The 17,090-nt window shown below is 64.2% G+C and carries 19 protein-coding genes and 1 tRNA gene; 11 read left to right on the forward strand and 9 right to left on the reverse strand.

Features of this window, described 5'->3' with window-relative positions:
* Window positions 1–340 precede the first annotated feature (340 nt).
* The 9 genes from K3557_RS06220 (at window position 341) to K3557_RS06260 (ending at window position 7,780) form a co-directional block, all read left to right on the forward strand.
* Complete coding sequence (locus tag K3557_RS06220; protein ID WP_259998456.1) at window positions 341–733, forward strand: GFA family protein; 393 nt, start codon at window positions 341–343, stop codon at window positions 731–733.
* 233 nt (window positions 734–966) lie between these two features.
* Window positions 967–1,266, forward strand: coding sequence for a YciI family protein (locus K3557_RS06225; RefSeq protein ID WP_129371218.1), 300 nt, complete (start codon window positions 967–969; stop codon window positions 1,264–1,266).
* Window positions 1,263–1,601, forward strand: coding sequence for a YciI family protein (locus K3557_RS06230; protein WP_259998458.1), 339 nt, complete (start codon window positions 1,263–1,265; stop codon window positions 1,599–1,601). Before K3557_RS06225 ends, K3557_RS06230 begins: the two co-directional genes overlap by 4 nt.
* 166 nt (window positions 1,602–1,767) lie before the next feature.
* Window positions 1,768–3,513: an arginine--tRNA ligase gene (gene argS / locus K3557_RS06235; protein ID WP_259998460.1), complete on the forward strand. Its 1,746-nt coding sequence runs from the start codon at window positions 1,768–1,770 to the stop codon at window positions 3,511–3,513.
* A 117-nt stretch (window positions 3,514–3,630) separates the two neighbouring features.
* Complete coding sequence (locus K3557_RS06240; protein ID WP_259998462.1) at window positions 3,631–4,845, forward strand: SPOR domain-containing protein; 1,215 nt, start codon at window positions 3,631–3,633, stop codon at window positions 4,843–4,845.
* Between the two features lie 141 nt (window positions 4,846–4,986).
* Window positions 4,987–5,991 carry a beta-N-acetylhexosaminidase gene (gene nagZ, locus K3557_RS06245; protein WP_259998464.1) on the forward strand — a complete coding sequence of 335 codons (1,005 nt, stop codon included), beginning with the start codon at window positions 4,987–4,989 and terminating at the stop codon, window positions 5,989–5,991.
* Window positions 5,984–6,778 carry a ScpA family protein gene (locus tag K3557_RS06250; protein ID WP_259998466.1) on the forward strand — a complete coding sequence of 265 codons (795 nt, stop codon included), beginning with the start codon at window positions 5,984–5,986 and terminating at the stop codon, window positions 6,776–6,778. Before nagZ ends, K3557_RS06250 begins: the two co-directional genes overlap by 8 nt.
* Complete coding sequence (gene scpB, locus K3557_RS06255; RefSeq protein ID WP_259991545.1) at window positions 6,778–7,458, forward strand: SMC-Scp complex subunit ScpB; 681 nt, start codon at window positions 6,778–6,780, stop codon at window positions 7,456–7,458. The genes K3557_RS06250 and scpB overlap by 1 nt, the downstream gene beginning before the upstream one ends.
* A gap of 133 nt (window positions 7,459–7,591) precedes the next feature.
* Window positions 7,592–7,780: a hypothetical protein gene (locus tag K3557_RS06260; RefSeq protein ID WP_129371212.1), complete on the forward strand. Its 189-nt coding sequence runs from the start codon at window positions 7,592–7,594 to the stop codon at window positions 7,778–7,780.
* On the opposite strand, the gene K3557_RS06265 is transcribed toward K3557_RS06260, so the two are convergent.
* Window positions 7,755–8,906, reverse strand: a complete 1,152-nt coding sequence (locus K3557_RS06265) for an MFS transporter (protein ID WP_259998468.1) — start codon at window positions 8,904–8,906, stop codon at window positions 7,755–7,757. The two genes, K3557_RS06260 and K3557_RS06265, sit on opposite strands and share 26 nt — an antisense overlap.
* A 44-nt stretch (window positions 8,907–8,950) precedes the next feature.
* Here K3557_RS06265 and K3557_RS06270 point away from each other — a divergent pair, with 44 nt between their 5' ends.
* The gene (locus K3557_RS06270; RefSeq protein WP_259998470.1) at window positions 8,951–9,508 is read left to right on the forward strand and encodes an Lrp/AsnC family transcriptional regulator; all 558 of its coding nucleotides are present in this window, start codon (window positions 8,951–8,953) and stop codon (window positions 9,506–9,508) included.
* A gap of 38 nt (window positions 9,509–9,546) precedes the next feature.
* Here the strand turns inward: K3557_RS06270 and K3557_RS06275 are convergent, their stop codons facing one another.
* From K3557_RS06275 to K3557_RS06310, 8 genes are all read right to left on the reverse strand, one after another.
* A complete protein-coding gene (locus tag K3557_RS06275; protein ID WP_259991552.1) occupies window positions 9,547–10,626 on the reverse strand; it encodes a 2'-deoxycytidine 5'-triphosphate deaminase in 1,080 nt (359 codons plus the stop codon).
* A 125-nt stretch (window positions 10,627–10,751) separates the two neighbouring features.
* A tRNA-Pro gene (locus tag K3557_RS06280) sits at window positions 10,752–10,828 on the reverse strand.
* Window positions 10,829–10,982: 154 nt separating this feature from the next.
* On the reverse strand, window positions 10,983–12,974 hold the full coding sequence (locus K3557_RS06285; protein ID WP_259998472.1) for a MerR family transcriptional regulator: 1,992 nt from the start codon (window positions 12,972–12,974) through the stop codon (window positions 10,983–10,985).
* Between the two features lie 15 nt (window positions 12,975–12,989).
* Window positions 12,990–13,292 carry an integration host factor subunit alpha gene (ihfA, locus tag K3557_RS06290; protein WP_024090431.1) on the reverse strand — a complete coding sequence of 101 codons (303 nt, stop codon included), beginning with the start codon at window positions 13,290–13,292 and terminating at the stop codon, window positions 12,990–12,992.
* Between the two features lie 101 nt (window positions 13,293–13,393).
* Window positions 13,394–14,365: a beta-ketoacyl-ACP synthase III gene (locus K3557_RS06295; protein WP_129371209.1), complete on the reverse strand. Its 972-nt coding sequence runs from the start codon at window positions 14,363–14,365 to the stop codon at window positions 13,394–13,396.
* A gap of 17 nt (window positions 14,366–14,382) precedes the next feature.
* Entirely contained in the window at window positions 14,383–15,495 is a 1,113-nt protein-coding gene (gene plsX, locus K3557_RS06300; RefSeq protein ID WP_259998474.1) for a phosphate acyltransferase PlsX, read from the reverse strand.
* Between the two features lie 36 nt (window positions 15,496–15,531).
* Complete coding sequence (rpmF, locus tag K3557_RS06305) at window positions 15,532–15,738, reverse strand: 50S ribosomal protein L32 (RefSeq protein ID WP_008558107.1); 207 nt, start codon at window positions 15,736–15,738, stop codon at window positions 15,532–15,534.
* 222 nt (window positions 15,739–15,960) lie between these two features.
* Window positions 15,961–16,497 carry a DUF177 domain-containing protein gene (locus K3557_RS06310; RefSeq protein WP_259998476.1) on the reverse strand — a complete coding sequence of 179 codons (537 nt, stop codon included), beginning with the start codon at window positions 16,495–16,497 and terminating at the stop codon, window positions 15,961–15,963.
* Between the two features lie 101 nt (window positions 16,498–16,598).
* On the opposite strand from K3557_RS06310, the gene K3557_RS06315 reads away from it, so the two are divergent.
* The gene (locus K3557_RS06315) at window positions 16,599–17,072 is read left to right on the forward strand and encodes an outer membrane protein assembly factor BamE (protein ID WP_259998478.1); all 474 of its coding nucleotides are present in this window, start codon (window positions 16,599–16,601) and stop codon (window positions 17,070–17,072) included.
* The last annotated feature ends 18 nt before the right edge of the window (window positions 17,073–17,090 follow it).

The following is a 17,090-nucleotide window of genomic DNA, read 5'->3' on the forward strand; positions in this document are numbered from 1 at the left end:
GGGCAGGGATGGCGGCGCCGCCACGACAGGCGGAGGGGAAGGCCGGAACGCAAGCGCGCCCCGGGTCCGGTCAAAAGCTTCATCAGTCAGACGCCCCTGCACCTTTTGCGGAGGTGGTTTTGGGGGGGGGGCTGGTCTCCAGTGCGCGCGGGGTGCCAGACCCGCGCCATGTGCTGCAGCGGGAGTGGCTTTGGGAGTGACTTTCGCATAGTCAGGTTAAGGCGGCGCAAGCGGGGCATGCGGTGCCGCCGGCCGCTGCGCAACGGGTGAGTGCGGCTTGTTTTCCAGCTTGTGTTCACGTAATGTTCCTGTCAGGTGGTTGATAGGAAGGATTGCAGGAATGATTGAGGGAAGCTGTTGCTGCGGCGCGGTGAAGTTTGAGCTACTGGCGCAGCCGTCGCTGATGGGCACCTGCCATTGCTCGCGCTGCCGCAAGGCGGGGGCCAGCGCCATTGTGTTTGTGAAGAAGGAAGACCTGCGCTGGATTGCCGGCAAGGAGGAGGTGGCGCTGTATCAGCCTGCGCCACCCTATAGATACAGCCGTTGCTTCTGCGGGATCTGCGGCAGCTCGCTGGGCGAGATCCTGTCGCAGGACGCCAGTTTTCCGATCGCCGCAAACGCGCTGGATGGGGCGCTGGAAGCGAAGAACAGTTTCCACGAGTTTGTGGGCGAGAAACCGGGCTGGTATGCGATTTGCGACGGTGCGAAGCAGTCGGAGGGGCATCCGGCATAGGTGCGGCAGGTCTTCAGGCCGGGCCGCTTGCGGTCCGGTTTGTGCCCGGCCTCCCCCGCGGGACGGCGCATTTGCACCCGCCCGAGGCCGGGCGCGGACTGCTGTTGTGTGTTCGGGGTGCGGAATGCTCTCAGTCAGGTTTCCGAATTGGCCGTAAGCCGTGCTATGATCTGGCCCTATGATGCTGCGGGGCGTTGGCGTTATCCGCGAAAGGAGCAGCAAGGGGAAAAGCCATGGCACGCTGGACCGTCACATTCACGGACAAGCCCGAAATGGACCGGGTGCGCGGCGACAAGAAACGGCGCGAGGCGCATATCGCCTTTGTGCGGTCCAGGTCCGGGCTGCAGATCGGCGGCGCGCTGGCGATGCGGCCGATGCAGGATTTCCCAGGCGCGATCTGGAATGTGGAGGCGGAGACCCGCCAGGATGTGGAACGGCTGATCCTGCAGGATCCTTATTACGTGGCCTCTTTGCGCACCTACAAGATCACTGAATGGGGCACCGCCTCGGCCATTCAGGGAATGCTGTCATGACCGCGCCCCGGAAAACCCGCAAGACCGCGCCGGCGCTGACCCGCTGGGCGGTGATGTTCCGTGATGCGCCGGCGATGATGGATGTACGCGCCAGCCAAGCCCGGCGCGATGCCCATGTGGCCTATGTCAAGGATCACCCGGAGCTGCGGATCGGCGGGGGGCTGAAGCCGGACGCCGATGGCGATTTCTGCGGTGCACTGTGGATTGTCGAGGCCGAGGACCGGATTGAGGTGGAGCACCTGATCCATGGTGATCCGTTTTATGTGCCTGCTTTCCGGTCCTATGAGATATTCACCTGGGGCAAGATCTTGGAAGACCAGACCGCCACCCTGTGAGGCCGGCGCGGCGGATGGCGGCGCAATTTTCTTGAGTAAGAAAATTGGCCGGAAAATTTGAATTTTCCGCTGCGCTGCGCCTGGTGGCCCTGGCAGCCCCTGCAATCCTGTTGACCCTGCCTTTGGCCCCCGGTATCCGCAGAGCTGAACATATGGGACGCCAGATATGAACCTCTTTACCGATATCCGCTCGCTTGTGATTGACAGTCTGACCGCGATGACCGCGGACGGCGCGCTGCCCGAGGGGCTTGATTTTGCCAATGTGGCGGTGGAGCCGCCGCGCGATGCCGCCCATGGCGACATGGCGACCAATGCGGCGATGGTGCTGGCTAAGCCCGCCAGGATGAAGCCGCGCGACATTGCCGAAGCACTGGCCGCCAGGCTGGCCGCGGATGCGCGGGTGACCTCGGCTGAGGTCGCAGGCCCCGGCTTTTTGAACCTGCGCCTTGCGCCCGGCATCTGGCAGAACCTTCTGAAATCGGTCCTGGACGCAGGCATGGATTTCGGCCGCTCGAGCCTGGGTGCGGGCAAGCGGGTGAACGTGGAATATGTCTCGGCCAACCCGACCGGTCCGCTGCACGTGGGCCATACCCGCGGCGCGGTGTTCGGCGATGCGCTGGCCTCGCTTTTGGCTTATGCCGGCTATGACGTCACCCGCGAATACTACATCAACGACGGCGGCGGCCAGGTCGACGTGCTGGCGCGGTCTGTCTACCTGCGCTACCTGGAAGCGCACGGGCAGGACGTGGCCTTTGCCGATGGCACCTATCCCGGCGATTATTTGAAACCAGTGGGACAGGCGCTGAAGGACAAGGCGGGCGATGCTTATGTCGGCAAGGGCGAGGACGTCTGGCTGGCGGATGTGCGGGAGTTCTCCACCGAGGCAATGATGGTGCTGATCCGCGAGGATCTGGCCCAGCTCGGCATCGAAATGGATGTGTTCTATTCCGAAAAATCCCTCTATGGCACCGGCAAGATCGAGGTGGCGCTGGAGGCGCTGCAATCCAAGGGGCTGATCTATCAAGGCGTGCTGGAGCCGCCCAAGGGCAAGAAGCCCGACGATTGGGAACCGCGCGAGCAGACCCTGTTCAAATCCACCGATCACGGCGACGACGTCGACCGGGCGGTGAAGAAATCCGATGGCGCCTGGACCTATTTCGCACCGGACATTGCCTATCACTATGACAAGGTTGAGCGCGGCTTTGACGAGCTGATCGACATTTTCGGCGCCGACCACGGCGGTTATGTCAAGCGCATGAAGGCCGCCGTGTCGGCGCTGTCCGATGGCCGTGTGCCGCTGGACATCAAGCTGTGCCAGCTGGTCAAGCTGTTCAAGGACGGTCAGGAATTCAAGATGTCCAAGCGGGCAGGGACCTTTGTCACCCTGCGTGATGTGGTGGATGCAGTGGGCGCTGATGTGACCCGTTTCATGCTGCTGACCCGCAAGAACGATCAGGGCTTTGACTTTGACCTTGATAAGGCGCTGGAGCAGTCCAAGGACAATCCGGTGTTCTATGTGCAATACGCCAACGCGCGGATCTGTTCGACCCTGCGCAAGGCGGCGGAGCAGAATATTGCTGCCGATGATGCCACGCTGAACGCTGCAGATCTGAGCCTGATTGCCGACCCGGCGCAGCTGGCAGTGGTCAAGAAGCTGGCCGAATGGCCGCGCCAGGTGGAAATCGCCGCCCGCAGCAATGAACCGCACCGGGTGGCCTTCTATCTCTATGATCTCGCGTCTGAGTTGCACGGGCTGTACCATCTGGGCAAATCGAACGAAGGTTTACGATTTGTTAAGGAGAGCAGCCAATCGGCAACACATGCGAATTTGGCGCTGGCCCGGGCCGTTTCCGTTGTCATTTCCGCAGGTCTTGGTATTCTTGGCGTGAAACCGGCAGAAGAGATGCGATAACCAATGGGGCGCCAGCCTCTGCGGGTATAAATCGCGCAGTCCGCCGGACCGAGGCAGTTCAAGAGACCCAGCGGCAGCGCAGCCCATGCGCCGCCAAACCGGGCAGTGAGGCGGAATATGGCGTATTTTGCGCAGGCGGGCCAAGGCCGCGCCTATGCACAAGGCAGCGGTCACGAACAGGACACTGCCCCGGAAAGCACATACACACAGCAGTATTCCGGTCAGCAATATGCCGGCCAGACCTCCGGGGGCCAGAACTCCGGAGGTCAGCACTATTCCGGGCCAGGGGCCGAGCCGAATTACGGTTATGAAGACCCTGCCTATGGCTATCAGCCCGAAGGGCAGGGCCATGGCCCCCAGGATTATGCCGTTTTTGCTGCTCCTGCCGGGCTGCGGGCGCGATTCTCGAAATCGCTGAGCATTCTGGGGGCAGTTGCGTCGATTGCGCTGGTCGCCGGGGTGGGCTTTTGGGGCTACAAGCTGGTGATGCGGGATGTCAGCGGGGTACCAGTGGTGCGCGCAGCCGAAGGACCGATGCGCGAACAGCCTGTGCTGCCGGGCGGCTCGCAGGCGGATCACCAGGGGCTGGCTGTCAACGCGGTTGCCGCCAGCGGCAGCGCTGAAGCCCCTGCCGACCGGCTGACCCTGGCGCCGGCCGCCATTGAGCTGACCGAAGATGACAAACCGCTGCCCGAGCTGGCCGCCGAGGCCGCGCCGGCGGCTGCCGTGCCTGCGGCCCCGGTTGAACCCGGCGTTCCTGCAGTGCCCGGCGTCAGCGAAGAGGCCGTGGCCTCGTTCCAGAACGGCGATATCGACGCGCTGGTTGCCGAATTGGCGCGTGAGGCCGAGCCGCTTTCCGCCGCGGTACCCGCGTCGGCGCAGGCCCCTGCCATCGTGCAGCCGGAACCGCTGCAGCCGGCGCTTGCCGCGGCAGTCCCGTCGCCTGCAATTCTGAATGCGCCGGGGGTCAAGGTCTCGCTGCGGCCATCGGCCCGGCCCGCACGGTTCAGCCCGGCTCCGGCCGCAGCCGCACCGGCAGCACGTGCCGGAACCGTGGATGTGGATCCGGCAACCCTTGCGGCAGGCACAAGGCTGGCGCAGCTTGGCGCCTATGAAAGCCCGGAGGTGGCGCGCGCCGAATGGGACCGCATCCATGCCCGTTTCGCGGATTATCTTGAGGGCAAGCAGCGGGTGATTCAGCGCGCCGAAAGCGGCGGGCGGACTTTCTACCGGCTGCGGGCGATGGGCTTTGCCGGCCTGTCGGACGCCCGCCGGTTCTGCTCGGCGCTGGTGGCTGGCAATGCCGACTGCATTCCGGTAACCACACGGTAACGAACCGCCCGGCCGTCAGGCCGGGCAGCGCCCGAACCGCCCTGTCAAACCGGAGGTTTGCCTGGGGCAAAACGGCGGGCGCTTTGCACTCACCCCGGGCCGGGCGCTGCCCTCCCGCATTTCAGGGGGCGATAGGACCGCATGACTTACGGAGCCACCATCCTTGACGCCGAGGGCCTGCGTCTGAGCGCGGACGAAAAGGCGTTTTTCCGCGATGCCGATCCGTTCGGCTTTATCCTGTTTGCCCGCAACCTGGAAGATGTCGAACAGATCCAGGCGCTGTGCGGCGATTTCCGCGAGGCGGTGGGCCGCAATGCCCCGATCACCATCGACCAGGAGGGCGGCCGGGTGCAGCGGCTGCGCAAACCGCTGGCGCGCAATTGGCTGCCGCCGCTGGAGCATGTGCAGCTGGCGGGCGAGGACGCCGTGCGGGCAATGTACCTGCGCTATAGGCTGATCGCCCATGAGCTGTATACGCTGGGCATTGATAGCAACTGTGCGCCGATTGCCGATGTCGCCTGCATGGAAACCCATGAATTTTTGAAGAACCGCTGCTATGGCACCAGCGCCGCAACGGTTGTCCGGATTGCCCGTGCCGTGGCCAATGCGCATCTTGATGGCGGCGTGCTGCCGGTGCTGAAGCATATCCCCGGCCATGGCCGCGCCGCTGCGGACAGCCATCTGGACCTGCCGCATGTGGCGAGCCACCCCGACGTGCTGGAGCAAAGCGACTTTGCCGCGTTCCAGGCACTGAACGGCCTGCCGCTGGGGATGACCGCGCATCTGGTCTATGACGCCTATGACGACCGCCCCGCCACCATCTCGCCGGTGATGATGCGGCTGATCCGCGAACGCATCGGGTTTGACGGGCTGGTGATGACCGACGACATCTCGATGAAGGCTCTGCAGGGCTCGCTGGCCGACAATGCCCGCGCCTCGATCAATGCGGGCTGCGATGTTGTGCTTTTGTGCAATGCCTCGCTGGAGGAACGGATCGCGGTGGCTGAGGCCGCAGGGGCCATGACAGCGGCGGCGCAGACCCGCGCAGAACGCGCTTTGGCGGCCCGCCGCCCGCCTGCTGCCCTTGACATTCTGAGCGCTGAAAGAGAACTTGCCGCCCTCATGGGCGGGCAGGTTTATGGCTGAGCAGACACTTTTTTCAGACGCGGACACGACGGTAGAGGAGCGGCTGGCAGCCGAGGCCCTGATCGTGGATGTGGACGGGTTCGAAGGCCCGCTTGACTTGCTTTTGACCCTGTCGCGCACCCAGAAAGTGGACCTGCGCAAGATCTCGGTTCTGGAGCTGGCCAAGCAGTATCTGACCTTTGTCAACAAGGCCAAGGAACTGCGGATTGAGCTGGCCGCGGATTACCTGGTGATGGCGGCCTGGCTGGCGTTTCTGAAATCCCGCCTGCTGCTGCCCCCCGACCCGGCGGAAGACGGGCCGTCGGGCGAGGAGCTGGCGGCACACCTGGCGTTCCAGCTCGAGCGCTTGCAGGCGATGCGCGATGCCTCTGCCCGGCTGCTGGCACGCGACCGGCTGGACCGCGACTTCTTTGCCCGCGGCGAAGAAGAAAGCGTCGCCCGGATCAAGACCGTCACCTATACTGCCAACCTCCTGGATCTGATGCAGGCCTATGCCCGGATCCGCACCAAGGAGGATTTTCGCCCCTTTGTGATGGACCGGGAGTCGGTCTTTACGATGGAAGAAGCCCTGGAGCGGATGCGCCAGCTGTTGGGTTTTACCGGCGGTTGGACTGATCTGATCAGCTATCTGCCGGACGGCTGGCACAGCGATCCGGTCAAGCGCCGCTCGGCCACTGCCTCCACCTTTGCTGCGTCTTTGCAGCTGGTGAAGGAAGGCAGGCTTGAGCTGCGCCAGAGTGAGATTTTTGCGCCGATCCAGCTGCGCAGTCTGAACGAGGATACCTGATGGAAGACCAGCTTATGGACAGCCACGGCGCTCCCGTCCGCGAAGAGAGCGACACGCTGTTTGATGCGCCGCCGATGGCGGAGCAGGAGCGAATGGTCGAGGCGGTGCTGTTTGCCAGCGCTGAGCCTGTTACCCTGCGCGATCTGGAAGGCCGGATGCCGCATGGCTGCAACCCGCGCGAGGCGGTGGAGCATCTGCGCAAGCGCTACGAGGGGCGCGGCGTGCGGGTGGTGCGTCTGGGCGATGCCTGGGCGATCCGCACAGCACCCGATCTGGGCTTTCTGATGCAGAAGGAAACCACCGAGCTGCGCAAGCTGAGCCGCGCCGCGATTGAGACTTTGGCGATTGTTGCCTATCACCAGCCGGTCACCCGCACCGAAATCGAAGAGATCCGCGGCGTGTCGGTGTCGCGCGGCACCATTGACCAGCTGATGGAGATGGACTGGATCCGCCTGGGCCGCCGCCGGATGACGCCGGGCCGCCCGGTGACTTTTGTGGTGACGCCGGTCTTTTTGGATCATTTCGGGTTGGAAAGTGCCCGCGACCTGCCGGGCCTGAAAGAACTGCGCGCCGCGGGCCTGCTGGAGAACCGGCCGCCGCCGGGGGCCTTTGCGATGGGCCAGGGGGGCGACGACGACGACGAGGAACCGGAAGAACAGGCGGAACTTTTCGAAGAGTGACGCCTCAGGGCGCGGTTTACGCAATCGTGTCTGCCGGTGTTTTGTCCCGGCGGTGTTTAGCGGTGTTCTGCGCCCCGGAATTGTCTTAATTTACCCTTAAGATCGCGGGCAGTCAGAAAGCGGGGCCAAGGCCATGACATTGAATTCGATCATCAACATGGTGCTGCGGCGGCTGGTCAGCCGCGCAGTCAATGCGGGCGTTAATGCCGGCATCAGCGCGGTTGCCAAACGCGGCAAGGGTCAGCCGCGCAGCGCACCGCCCGCGCAGCAGGCGGGCAGTTCGCGCATTCCGCCGGTCAAGCCGGGGCGCCGTCAGGGCTGACCCGCTTGCGCCTCAGGCCCAAGGCCTCAAGCGCAGCGCAGGCTGACAGCACGGCGGAGACGGCCAAGCAGCCCGCCAGTCCCCAGCCGGCATAGGCCGCAGCGCCGCAAAAAGGGGCTGCGAAGACGCACAGGTAGGTCACGGTGCTGAACAGCCCCATGATGGCGCCGCGCTGCTGCGGATCCAGCTGAGTCACCCGCGCCACCACCAGGTTCAGCGCCAGATGCTGGCAGATCCCCCACAGTACCGCGAGGCCCAGCAGCAGCATGTATTGGTCCGCCCAGACCATCATCAGCAAATAGCTGGCAGTGACGCCCAGAAACACCGGCGGCGTTGCCCGCGCCAGGCCCAACCGATCCAGCAGCGGATCCAGCAGCACCGCCAGGCCAAAGCCGATGCCGTAGAACAGCGGCAGCAGGCCCGCCTGGGTGGTGCTGTGCCCCAGTGCTTGGGTGATATGGGCACCAGTGAAGAAATAGCTGCTGTAAAAGCCCAGCATCAGCAGCGCAGTGGCCAGCAACCCGCCTGTGATGCCCGGCACCCGCAGCGCGGTCAGCGGCGAGGTTGCCTGGCCGCTGGGGCTGCCTGCCCCGCGCAAGGCGCGCGCCGCGCCCCACAACACAAGCGCCACGCCTGACAGGGCGCCATAGACCGCCCGCCAGCCTGCCAGATCGGTGGCCCAGGCGCTGACGCTGACGCCCAGCACCATCGACACCGTCCAACCCGCCAGCACATAGCCCAGCACCTGCGCCTCGCGCCCCTTGGGGGCAATCACCATCGCCAGCGTGTAGATCGAGGGCAGGGCGGCGCCCGCTGCCAGCCCGCACACCGCCTGCGCCGCCATCAGCCACCAGACATCCGCTGCTGCGGCACTGGCCGCCAGCCCAGCGGCCAGCAGCATGAGGGCTGCGCGCAGCAGCCGCCCGGCGCCGATGCGGTCTGCCATTGGCGCCAGCAGCAGCGCCGCCGCGGCCACTCCCAGCCCATAGGCGCTGGCGGCCCGCATCACCTCTGTTGTGGTGGCCTCCAGGGTTTCACTGACAGCCGTCACCACCGGCGACAGCAGCAGGGAGTTTGCACCAATCACGCCAATTGCGCTCATCAGGATCAGAATCGGGGTTCGCATGGGTTTACCTTGAAAAATGTTCAGGTAACTTTGCTATGTGCTGAATGACGTTCTGTGAAGGGCAGCTGGATATGGCAACGGAAATAACAGATGGGGTTCGGAAGAATACGGGGCCGGCCCGGGTTCTGGATGCTTTGGACCGAAGAATATTAGGCGCGCTGAGTACCGATGCGACGCTGTCTTATGCTGCCATCGGCCAGGAGGTCGGTCTGTCGGCGCCCGCGGTGCATGAGCGGGTCAAGCGGCTGCGCGCCTCTGGTGCCATCGAGGCAACCGTTGCACGGCTGGACGGCGCTGCAGTGGGCAAGCCGCTGTTGGCCTTTATCCATGTGGACACCGAGGGCTGGGGCGTGACCACGGATCTTTTGGCGCTGCAAGAGATGCCGGAGCTGGAGGAGGTGCACAGCTCAGCCGGGGATACCAATCTGATCCTTAAGGTCCGCGTCGCCTCGCCCAAAGCGCTGGAGGGACTGCTGGCGCGGATTTACGACGTCGGCTGTGTGCGTGCCACCCGCACCTATACGGTGCTGTCGACGCATCTGGACCGGCCGGTGCAGGCGGGCACGACGATGGAACTGGCGGACGGCGGGCCGGTGAAGTAACCGCCCGGCTTTTGGGCCGGGTGCTGCCCTAATTGCTATCAGGCAGGCGTCTTGAAGTGCTTTGACAGCTTCAGCCCCTGGCCCTGGTAGTTCGAAGCAATCCCGGCGCCATAAAGCTGCTCGGGCACTTCTGCCATCTTCTCATAGACCAGACGCCCGACCACCTGGCCGTGCTCCAGCACAAAGGGCGCCTCGTGGCAGCGCACCTCCAGCACCCCGCGCGAGCCGGTGCCGCCGGCCGCGTCATGGCCGAATCCAGGATCGAAAAAGCCCGCGTAATGCACCCGGAATTCACCCACCATCGCCAGATAGGGCGCCATCTCGGCGGCAAAGGCGGGCGGGATATGCACCGCTTCGCGACTGACCAGAATGTAAAAGGCACCAGGGTCCAGAATGATGCGGCCCTCCTTGGTGCGCACTTCTTCCCAGTATTCCTGCGGGTCGTATTCGCCGATCCGGTCCAGGTCGATCACGCCGGTATGCGGCTTGGCGCGGTAGCCGACCAGATCACTGCCGGGCAATTTCAGATCAACCGAAAAGCCCAGGCCATCCTCGATCACCGCGTCGCCGTCAACCAGCGGCGAGCCTGCGTGCAGCATTTTCAGCTCGGCATCGCTGAGGACTGCCTGGCCGGTGCGGAACCGGATCTGGTTGAGCCGCATGCCGGGCCGTACCAGCACCGAAAAGGACCGGGGACAGATCTCGGCATAAAGCGGGCCGGTGTAGCCGGGTTTGATGCGGTCGAATTCCTCGCCGCCGTCGGTGATGGTGCGGGTCAGAAGATCCAGCCGCCCGGTGGAGCTTTTGGCATTGGCCACCGCAGAGACATCCTTTGGCAGCGCCAGGCTTTCCATCAAGGGCACCACATAGACGCAGCCTTTTTCCAGCACCGCGCCGCCCTCCAGGCTGATCCGGTGCATCTCAAACTCGGTCAGACGGTCGGAAACGCTGCGGCCCTGGCCGGTCAGAAACGAGGCACGCACCCGGTAAGCCACGTTGCCCAGGCGCAGGTCCAGGCTGGCGGGCTGCACCTGGCCTTCGACCAGCGGGGTGCTGACGGCGATTTCGCCGTGATCCAGCATCTTTTCAATGGTTTGGCTGGGCAATACGCCTGTCATGTCCTGTCCCCCTCGGTGCCGGCTTTGCGGCGATGCTGGCCGAATTGGCCGCGCTGCGCAATCGGCAAAGCCCTGCGCTGGATACGAAAACGCCCGGGTGCGTGAACACCCGGGCGTTTTTCATATGGTCGGGCTAGCAGGACTCGAACCTGCGACCTTCCGTCCCCCAGACGGACGCGCTACCAGGCTGCGCCATAGCCCGTTGAGGAGCCTTCTAACCGTTTTGGCGGCAGGGGCAAGAGGGGGCGGCAATATTTTTCGCGCCGCCGCAAAGAAAGTCAGCAGAGGAAAGCAGTTGCGGCGCAGGCCAGCTGCGGCAGCCGTTTCCCGGGGCGGGCAACGGGCTGGACTGCGGTTCAGTGGCTGCTTGCAGTAAGGACCCGCAGTTCTTCCGCGCAGGCGGCAATTTCACCCAATGCATGCGGCGGCAAGCTGCGAATGGCGGCGAGATGCGCCAGAACACCCGGCTGCGGCACCGGAGGCCGGGCTGGTGGCTGAACTGGCGGCTGGGCTGGCGCGCCGGGCGCCGTGGTTTCCGTTGCAGCCTCTTGAGGTGCCGGCGTTTCCGTTTCTGCCGTGCTGTCCTGGGGCGCTTCGGCCGCAGGGTCGAAGCCGGAGGAGAATTCCAGCGCATCCACTTGCCGGGCGGCCTCGTCCAGATCATGCGGCGGGAAAGACATCGCGGGATCCGCTTCTGAAGCAGGCGCGGCGGCGGCCTCGGGCGGGGCCAAGCCGAAGTCCAGCGGCTCTTCCGGCTGCAGGCCTGCGGCGGCCACCAGCGTGTCTTCGGCCGGCTCGGGATCCGCTGGCGGGGCGTCCGCTGCAAAAGCTGCCGGTTCTTCTGCGGGCGCCGGTGCCTGGCTGGAAACGGAGTCTTCCGCCGGGACCGGCTGTTCTGCCGGCGCGGCGCCGGCCGCCGATTCGGCCCCGGCTTCGGGCGCTTGTTCTGCAATCGGCTCTGCGGCTTGTTCCGGTTCCGCCGCTGCGGCTGGTTCGTCCAGCGGTGCGGCGGAGGGATCAGAGGCAGGCTCTGCCATTGGCGCTGGCGCGGTGTTCGATTCTTCCGGGACTGCGGGCTGTTCCGGAACGGGTTCCGGATTCGCAGCCGCATCGGCTTCCCAAACAAATTCTTGCGGCTCTTCGATTGCCGCTTCGGGGGGCAGACCCGGCACTGCGGCTGGGATATCCGTGGCGGCGGGCTGCGCCTCCTCGGCTTCTGGCGCTGCGGTGCCCGGATCAAGTGCCGCGGCTTCGCGTGCAGGCGGTGCCGCCTCTGGCTCTGCTGGCGGCTGCTCCAGAGGCAGGTCCGGGGCCTTGGTTGCCGGTGGTTGGTCCCCGGCCGGGCGGGAGGCAGCTGGGGGGACTGCGGAATCCGCACCGGTCTGCGGCGGCTCCGCTGCGGCAGGATCTTCTGCAAGGCTGTCCATCACTGGCGCGGCCGGCTCTGCCATGGCGTCAGTGGCGGAAATCTCAACCGCAGCAGCAGGCGCGGGGTCTTCAATCACCGGCGTGGCAGCGGGGCGGTCCTGTACGGGAGCTTCCGGTGCCGTGGCGGCGGGCTGATCGACTGAGGACTCTGCGCTGTACGCATCGGCTGAGACATCCTTAGCAGTCTCAGCGGCGGGCAGATCCAGCGGTACAGCAGAGTCAGGCGCATCAGCATCGGGCAAAGCGGCAGAGGCTTCGGGCTCCGGGGCGCTGGTAAGGGGCAGGTCTGCGGGGACTTCTGCCACGGGGGATTCGCCGGGGCCGGTTGTTGGCTGTTCTGTGCCGGCCTCTGCACCGTTGTCAGCGGCGGGCGGCTCCGGGTCCGTCTGATTTTGCGGTTTGGGGGCGGAACCGGGGCCGGAAACGGCGCCGGATTCGGGGGCAGCTGCCGGGCCGCTGTCCGGCAGCGCGCTGGTTTCAGCTGTGGCTGCATCAGCTGCCGCCGTGGGCGGGAAGCCGACTACATTGCTGCCCGGATCAGGATCCTGCGCGGCTGCGTCAAGGCTCAGCTCCAGCGAGCTTTGCCAATCATCGCCAAGCCTATCGGCCGGCGGTATGGCTTCGGGGCGCTCTGCGGCTGAGCCGTCAAGCGAATGGGAAAAGCCGGACACATGCGCCGCGCCATGTTCGCGCAGCAGCGCCTGCACCTCCTTGATCGGCAGTCCGTCGTCATGCAGCAGCTTCTTGATGCCGCCCAGAAGCAGCATATCCGCAGGCCGGTAATAGCGCCGCCCGCCGGCGCGCTTTACAGGTTTGAGCTGGGTGAACTTGCTCTCCCAGAAGCGCAGGACATGGGCCTGCACGCCCAGCCATTCCGCAACTTCGCTAATGGTGCGGAACGCGTCCGGTGATTTCGACATGGCCTATTGGTCCCGTTATTTACGGTTGCCGTCTGCCACGCGGTCTTTCATCAGGTGGGAGGGCCGGAAGGTCAGCACGCGCCGCGGCTGAATCGGCACTTCTTCGCCGGTTTTCGGGTTGCGCCCGACCCTGGCTGATTTGTCCCGCACGCTGAATGTGCCGAACGAGGAAATCTTCACCTGTTCACCGCGCACCAGGGCATCCGACATGTATTGCAGCATGCTTTCCACCAGCTGCGCGCTTTCGTTGCGCGACAGGCCGACTTCCCGGAAAACTGCTTCACTCAAATCCATTCGTGTAAGTGTTTTTTCGCCCATACCATTCCCCGTTGTTTGCCAAAGCATAGGGCGCGGGGAATTTCCCTGTCAATATCAATGAATTGCGCGGGGTGTTTCGGGCGAAAATTAAGACTGCAGGGTTACCAGCGCACCACAACGGCACCCCAGGCGAGGCCGCCGCCGATGGCTTCGGTCACAATCAGATCGCCTTCCTTGATCTGGCCGCGCTCTTTGCCGACGGACAGGGCCAGCGGAATGGAGGCGGCAGAGGTGTTGCCGTGATCCTGCACGGTTACCACCACGTTGTCCATGCTGAGGCCCATTTTCTTGGCCGTGCCCTGGATGATGCGGATATTGGCCTGATGCGGCACGATCCAATCCACATCCGCGGCCGCCAGCCCGGCCTTGTCCAGTGCGGTGTTCGCGGTAGAGGCGAGTTTTTCCACCGCGTGGCGGAACACCTGGTTGCCCTGCATCCGCAGATGGCCGGTCGACTGGGTGGAGACGCCGCCGTCCACATACAAGAGATCCTTGTAGCGCCCGTCCGAGTTGAGGTCGGTCGACAGGATGCCGCGGTCCCTGTTGGTGCCGGGCTGCTCCTGACCTTCCAGCAGCAGCGCGCCGGCGCCGTCGCCGAACAGCACACAGGTGCCGCGGTCGGTCCAGTCCATGATCCGGCTGAAAGTCTCGGCACCGATCACCAGCACCCGCTCTGCCTGGCCCGAGGCGATCAGCGCGTTGGCATTGCTCAGCGCATAGACAAAGCCGGCGCAGACCGCCTGCACGTCAAAGGCAAAGCCTTTTGTCATGCCCAGCTTGGACTGCACCATGGTGGCGGCGGAGGGAAAGGTGAGGTCGGCGGTGGAGGTTGCCACGATGATGGCGTCCACATCTTCAGCCGTCAGCCCTGCGTCTGCCAAAGCGCGTTCCGCTGCCTTGGCGGCCATATCCGATGTGGTCTCACCCTCGGCGGCGAAATGGCGGCGTTCGATGCCAGACCGGCTGCGGATCCATTCGTCCGTGGTATCCAGCGTGGCTTCGAATTCCGCGTTTTCAACCACCCGTTCGGGGAGATAGTGTCCTGTGCCAACAACTACCGCGCGTCGCGTCATTCGATTGCCTGCCTATTTTAATCTTTTTCGGTGGCCGCCCGCGTCTCGCGGGGGGCAGTATCATCTTGGGTATGCGCACCGGCAGATGCAACCCGTGCCGCCAGCTTTTCGGCGAATCCATGCTCTGCCAGCCGGAACGCCAGCTTGACCGCAGCGGAAACCCCCATGGCATCGGCGCCGCCGTGGGATTTGACCACAGTGCCATTGAGCCCCAGGAACACGCCGCCGTTGACCCGGCGCGGATCCATCCGTTTGGACAGTCTTTTCAAAGAGGTCATCGCCAGAAGGGCGGCAATCTTGGACAAAAACGAGTATTCAAAGGCTTCCCGCAAGGCGGTGCGTATCACCCGCGCGGTGCCTTCGCCGGTCTTGATCGCCACATTTCCGGTAAAGCCGTCGGTGACGATCACATCTGCGGTATCACCGGGAATATCGCTGCCTTCGACAAAGCCGGTGAATTCATAATTCGCCTGTGCGGCGTTCTCCGCGATCAGCGCGTGGGCCTCTTTCAGCACGGCGCTGCCCTTGTGCTCTTCGGTGCCCACGTTCAGCAGACCGACGCGCGGGCAGGCAATGTCCATGGAATTGCGCACATATGAGGTGCCCATCAGCGCATATTGCAGCAGATCCTCGGCGTCCGCCTTCACGTCGGCGCCGACATCCAGCATAACGTTGAAGCCCTGCGGGTTCAGCGACGGCCACAGGATGGCAATGGCGGGGCGGTTGACGCCCGGCAGCTTGCGCAGACGCAGCATCGACAGCGCCATCAGCGCGCCGGTGTTGCCGCAGGATACAGCGCCGCCCGCTTCGCCGTTCTTGACCGCATCCAGCGCCGACCACATCGAGGTGCCCTTGCCGTTGCGCATCACCTGGGAGGGTTTGTCCTCCATGGTGACAACGTCGTGGACGTCGCGAATCTCAACCCGGCCCTCAAGGATGCGTTTTTTGGCGACCAGCGGTTTCAGCTGTTCAGCGGGGCCGTGCAGGATGAAGCCGATATCGGGATTCTTATCCGCCGACATGGCAATGCCGGCCACCACAACAGCGGGGCCGGCGTCTCCGCCCATGGCGTCAACAGAAATGGTGATGCGGCCGGCTTTTGCCTGATTTTGATCGGGTTTACCCGTCATGCGAAAGCCTGCCTGGCATCAAATCCTGTCCGTGGCTTATGCCGCGTCTTCGTCGATCTCGATCTCGTCAGCCGCTGCGACGATTTCTTTGTCGTCGTAATGGCCGCAGGAGGGGCATACGTGGTGCGGGCGCTTCAGCTCGCCGCAGTTGCCGCATTCGTTCGGGTTTGCAGCAACCAGTGCATCGTGCGCGCGGCGGTTGTTGCGGCGCGATTTGGATACTTTATTCTGTTGGACGGCCATGTCTCAACCTTTGTCTTTTGGGCCTTGGGGCCATCCCCGCGGCGCGATTGCGTTCTGTTCGATCAGTCTGACGTGCGTTTAGGCGCCTGCCCAAGCATTGTCCAACCAAAAATTCCGATGAGCGCGCGAAAATACTGCGAATCTCCGGCGGCGCAAGGTGTTTTTTAGGGCAGCTTTGCCGCCGGTTCCAGATGCAATTTCCGCAAGCGCGGAAATTCCGGCTTAGTCCTCATCTTTCAGCAGCCCGCGCAGTGCGCCAAGACCGGCAAAGGGGCGGGCATCCTCGTCGCGCATCGGTGCTGTGCCGGGCTTGGTATAGACCGCTTCGCCCAGCTCAGCGCCGTCTTTGCGCGGATAGACGGGGATATGCAGCGCCAACGCCTCGGCCATCACGGCGCCCGGATCAATATGGCTGCCAAGCGGTTCGGTGCTGTCATCCTCGGGCATTTCCGCCTCGTCTTCGTCCGGAATCTCCATGCGGGACAGGTAGGTGAGGCGGACGTTCTCCTCAATCCGCGTGGTCACCGGCTCAAGCGTGACCACACAATCCTGCACTACGGTTGCCCCCAAAGATCCGGTCAGCTGCCAGTCGCGTTTGCCAAGCGCCTTGATCTCGCCGGTGAAGCGCAGCTTGCGCAGGGCGTTCACCCCCAGCTCAGCCGCCAATGCGGCCAGATTTGCTTTATCCGGGATAATTTCAAAGGCGGTCGGGGCGTTTTGCGGCAGATCCGCCACCCGCAGTGCGGTGCTGTCAGACATAATCGGGGACTTTCGTTTCTTGAACCGGAAGCGGTCATTAGGTAATCGGGTTCAAAGACGTATTCAAGCCGCGCATTGCGGCATAAGGCCGGGGGGCAGTCATGGTTGCTAAGGCATTTCACTTTAAGTCCGTTATTCGCGGGGCGGTTTTTGCCGCGGCGGGGCTGGCACTGGCGGCCTGTTCGTCGGTTTACCGCAAGCACGGGTATGTGCCCACGCCGGACCAGCTGGCCGAAGTGGTGCCGGGGATCGACACCCGGGATTCGGTGGCCGAAAGCGTCGGCATCCCGTCCTCGACCGGGGTGCTGAACGACAGCGGTTATTATTACGTCGCGACCCGGTTCCGCCACTATGGCGCCGCAGCCCCGAAACCGGTGGCACGCGATCTGGTTGCAATCAGCTTTGACACCGCCGGGGTGGTGCAGGGAATTGAGCGGTTCAGCCTGGAAGACGGCAAAGTGGTGCCGCTGGAACGCCGGGTGACCAGTTCCAGCGTGCAGGACAACACGTTCCTGCGCCAGCTGTTGGGCAGCCTGGGCAACTTCGGTCCCGATCAGTTCCTGCAGGACCAGTAAGGCTGGGGCTGCCGGTCC

The sequence above is a fragment of the Leisingera sp. M523 genome (genome assembly GCF_025141335.1).
Classification (GTDB): Bacteria; Pseudomonadota; Alphaproteobacteria; order Rhodobacterales; family Rhodobacteraceae; genus Leisingera.

Coding starts and splice junctions, on each gene's coding strand:
- K3557_RS06220 (WP_259998456.1), top strand. CDS start 341: ATGATTGAGGGAAGCTGTTGCTGCGGCGCGGTGAAGTTTGAGCTACTG.
- K3557_RS06225 (WP_129371218.1), top strand. CDS start 967: ATGGCACGCTGGACCGTCACATTCACGGACAAGCCCGAAATGGACCGG.
- K3557_RS06230 (WP_259998458.1), top strand. CDS start 1,263: ATGACCGCGCCCCGGAAAACCCGCAAGACCGCGCCGGCGCTGACCCGC.
- argS (WP_259998460.1), top strand. CDS start 1,768: ATGAACCTCTTTACCGATATCCGCTCGCTTGTGATTGACAGTCTGACC.
- K3557_RS06240 (WP_259998462.1), top strand. CDS start 3,631: ATGGCGTATTTTGCGCAGGCGGGCCAAGGCCGCGCCTATGCACAAGGC.
- nagZ (WP_259998464.1), top strand. CDS start 4,987: ATGACTTACGGAGCCACCATCCTTGACGCCGAGGGCCTGCGTCTGAGC.
- K3557_RS06250 (WP_259998466.1), top strand. CDS start 5,984: ATGGCTGAGCAGACACTTTTTTCAGACGCGGACACGACGGTAGAGGAG.
- scpB (WP_259991545.1), top strand. CDS start 6,778: ATGGAAGACCAGCTTATGGACAGCCACGGCGCTCCCGTCCGCGAAGAG.
- K3557_RS06260 (WP_129371212.1), top strand. CDS start 7,592: ATGACATTGAATTCGATCATCAACATGGTGCTGCGGCGGCTGGTCAGC.
- K3557_RS06265 (WP_259998468.1), bottom strand. CDS start 8,906: ATGCGAACCCCGATTCTGATCCTGATGAGCGCAATTGGCGTGATTGGT.
- K3557_RS06270 (WP_259998470.1), top strand. CDS start 8,951: ATGACGTTCTGTGAAGGGCAGCTGGATATGGCAACGGAAATAACAGAT.
- K3557_RS06275 (WP_259991552.1), bottom strand. CDS start 10,626: ATGACAGGCGTATTGCCCAGCCAAACCATTGAAAAGATGCTGGATCAC.
- K3557_RS06285 (WP_259998472.1), bottom strand. CDS start 12,974: ATGTCGAAATCACCGGACGCGTTCCGCACCATTAGCGAAGTTGCGGAA.
- ihfA (WP_024090431.1), bottom strand. CDS start 13,292: ATGGGCGAAAAAACACTTACACGAATGGATTTGAGTGAAGCAGTTTTC.
- K3557_RS06295 (WP_129371209.1), bottom strand. CDS start 14,365: ATGACGCGACGCGCGGTAGTTGTTGGCACAGGACACTATCTCCCCGAA.
- plsX (WP_259998474.1), bottom strand. CDS start 15,495: ATGACGGGTAAACCCGATCAAAATCAGGCAAAAGCCGGCCGCATCACC.
- rpmF (WP_008558107.1), bottom strand. CDS start 15,738: ATGGCCGTCCAACAGAATAAAGTATCCAAATCGCGCCGCAACAACCGC.
- K3557_RS06310 (WP_259998476.1), bottom strand. CDS start 16,497: ATGTCTGACAGCACCGCACTGCGGGTGGCGGATCTGCCGCAAAACGCC.
- K3557_RS06315 (WP_259998478.1), top strand. CDS start 16,599: ATGGTTGCTAAGGCATTTCACTTTAAGTCCGTTATTCGCGGGGCGGTT.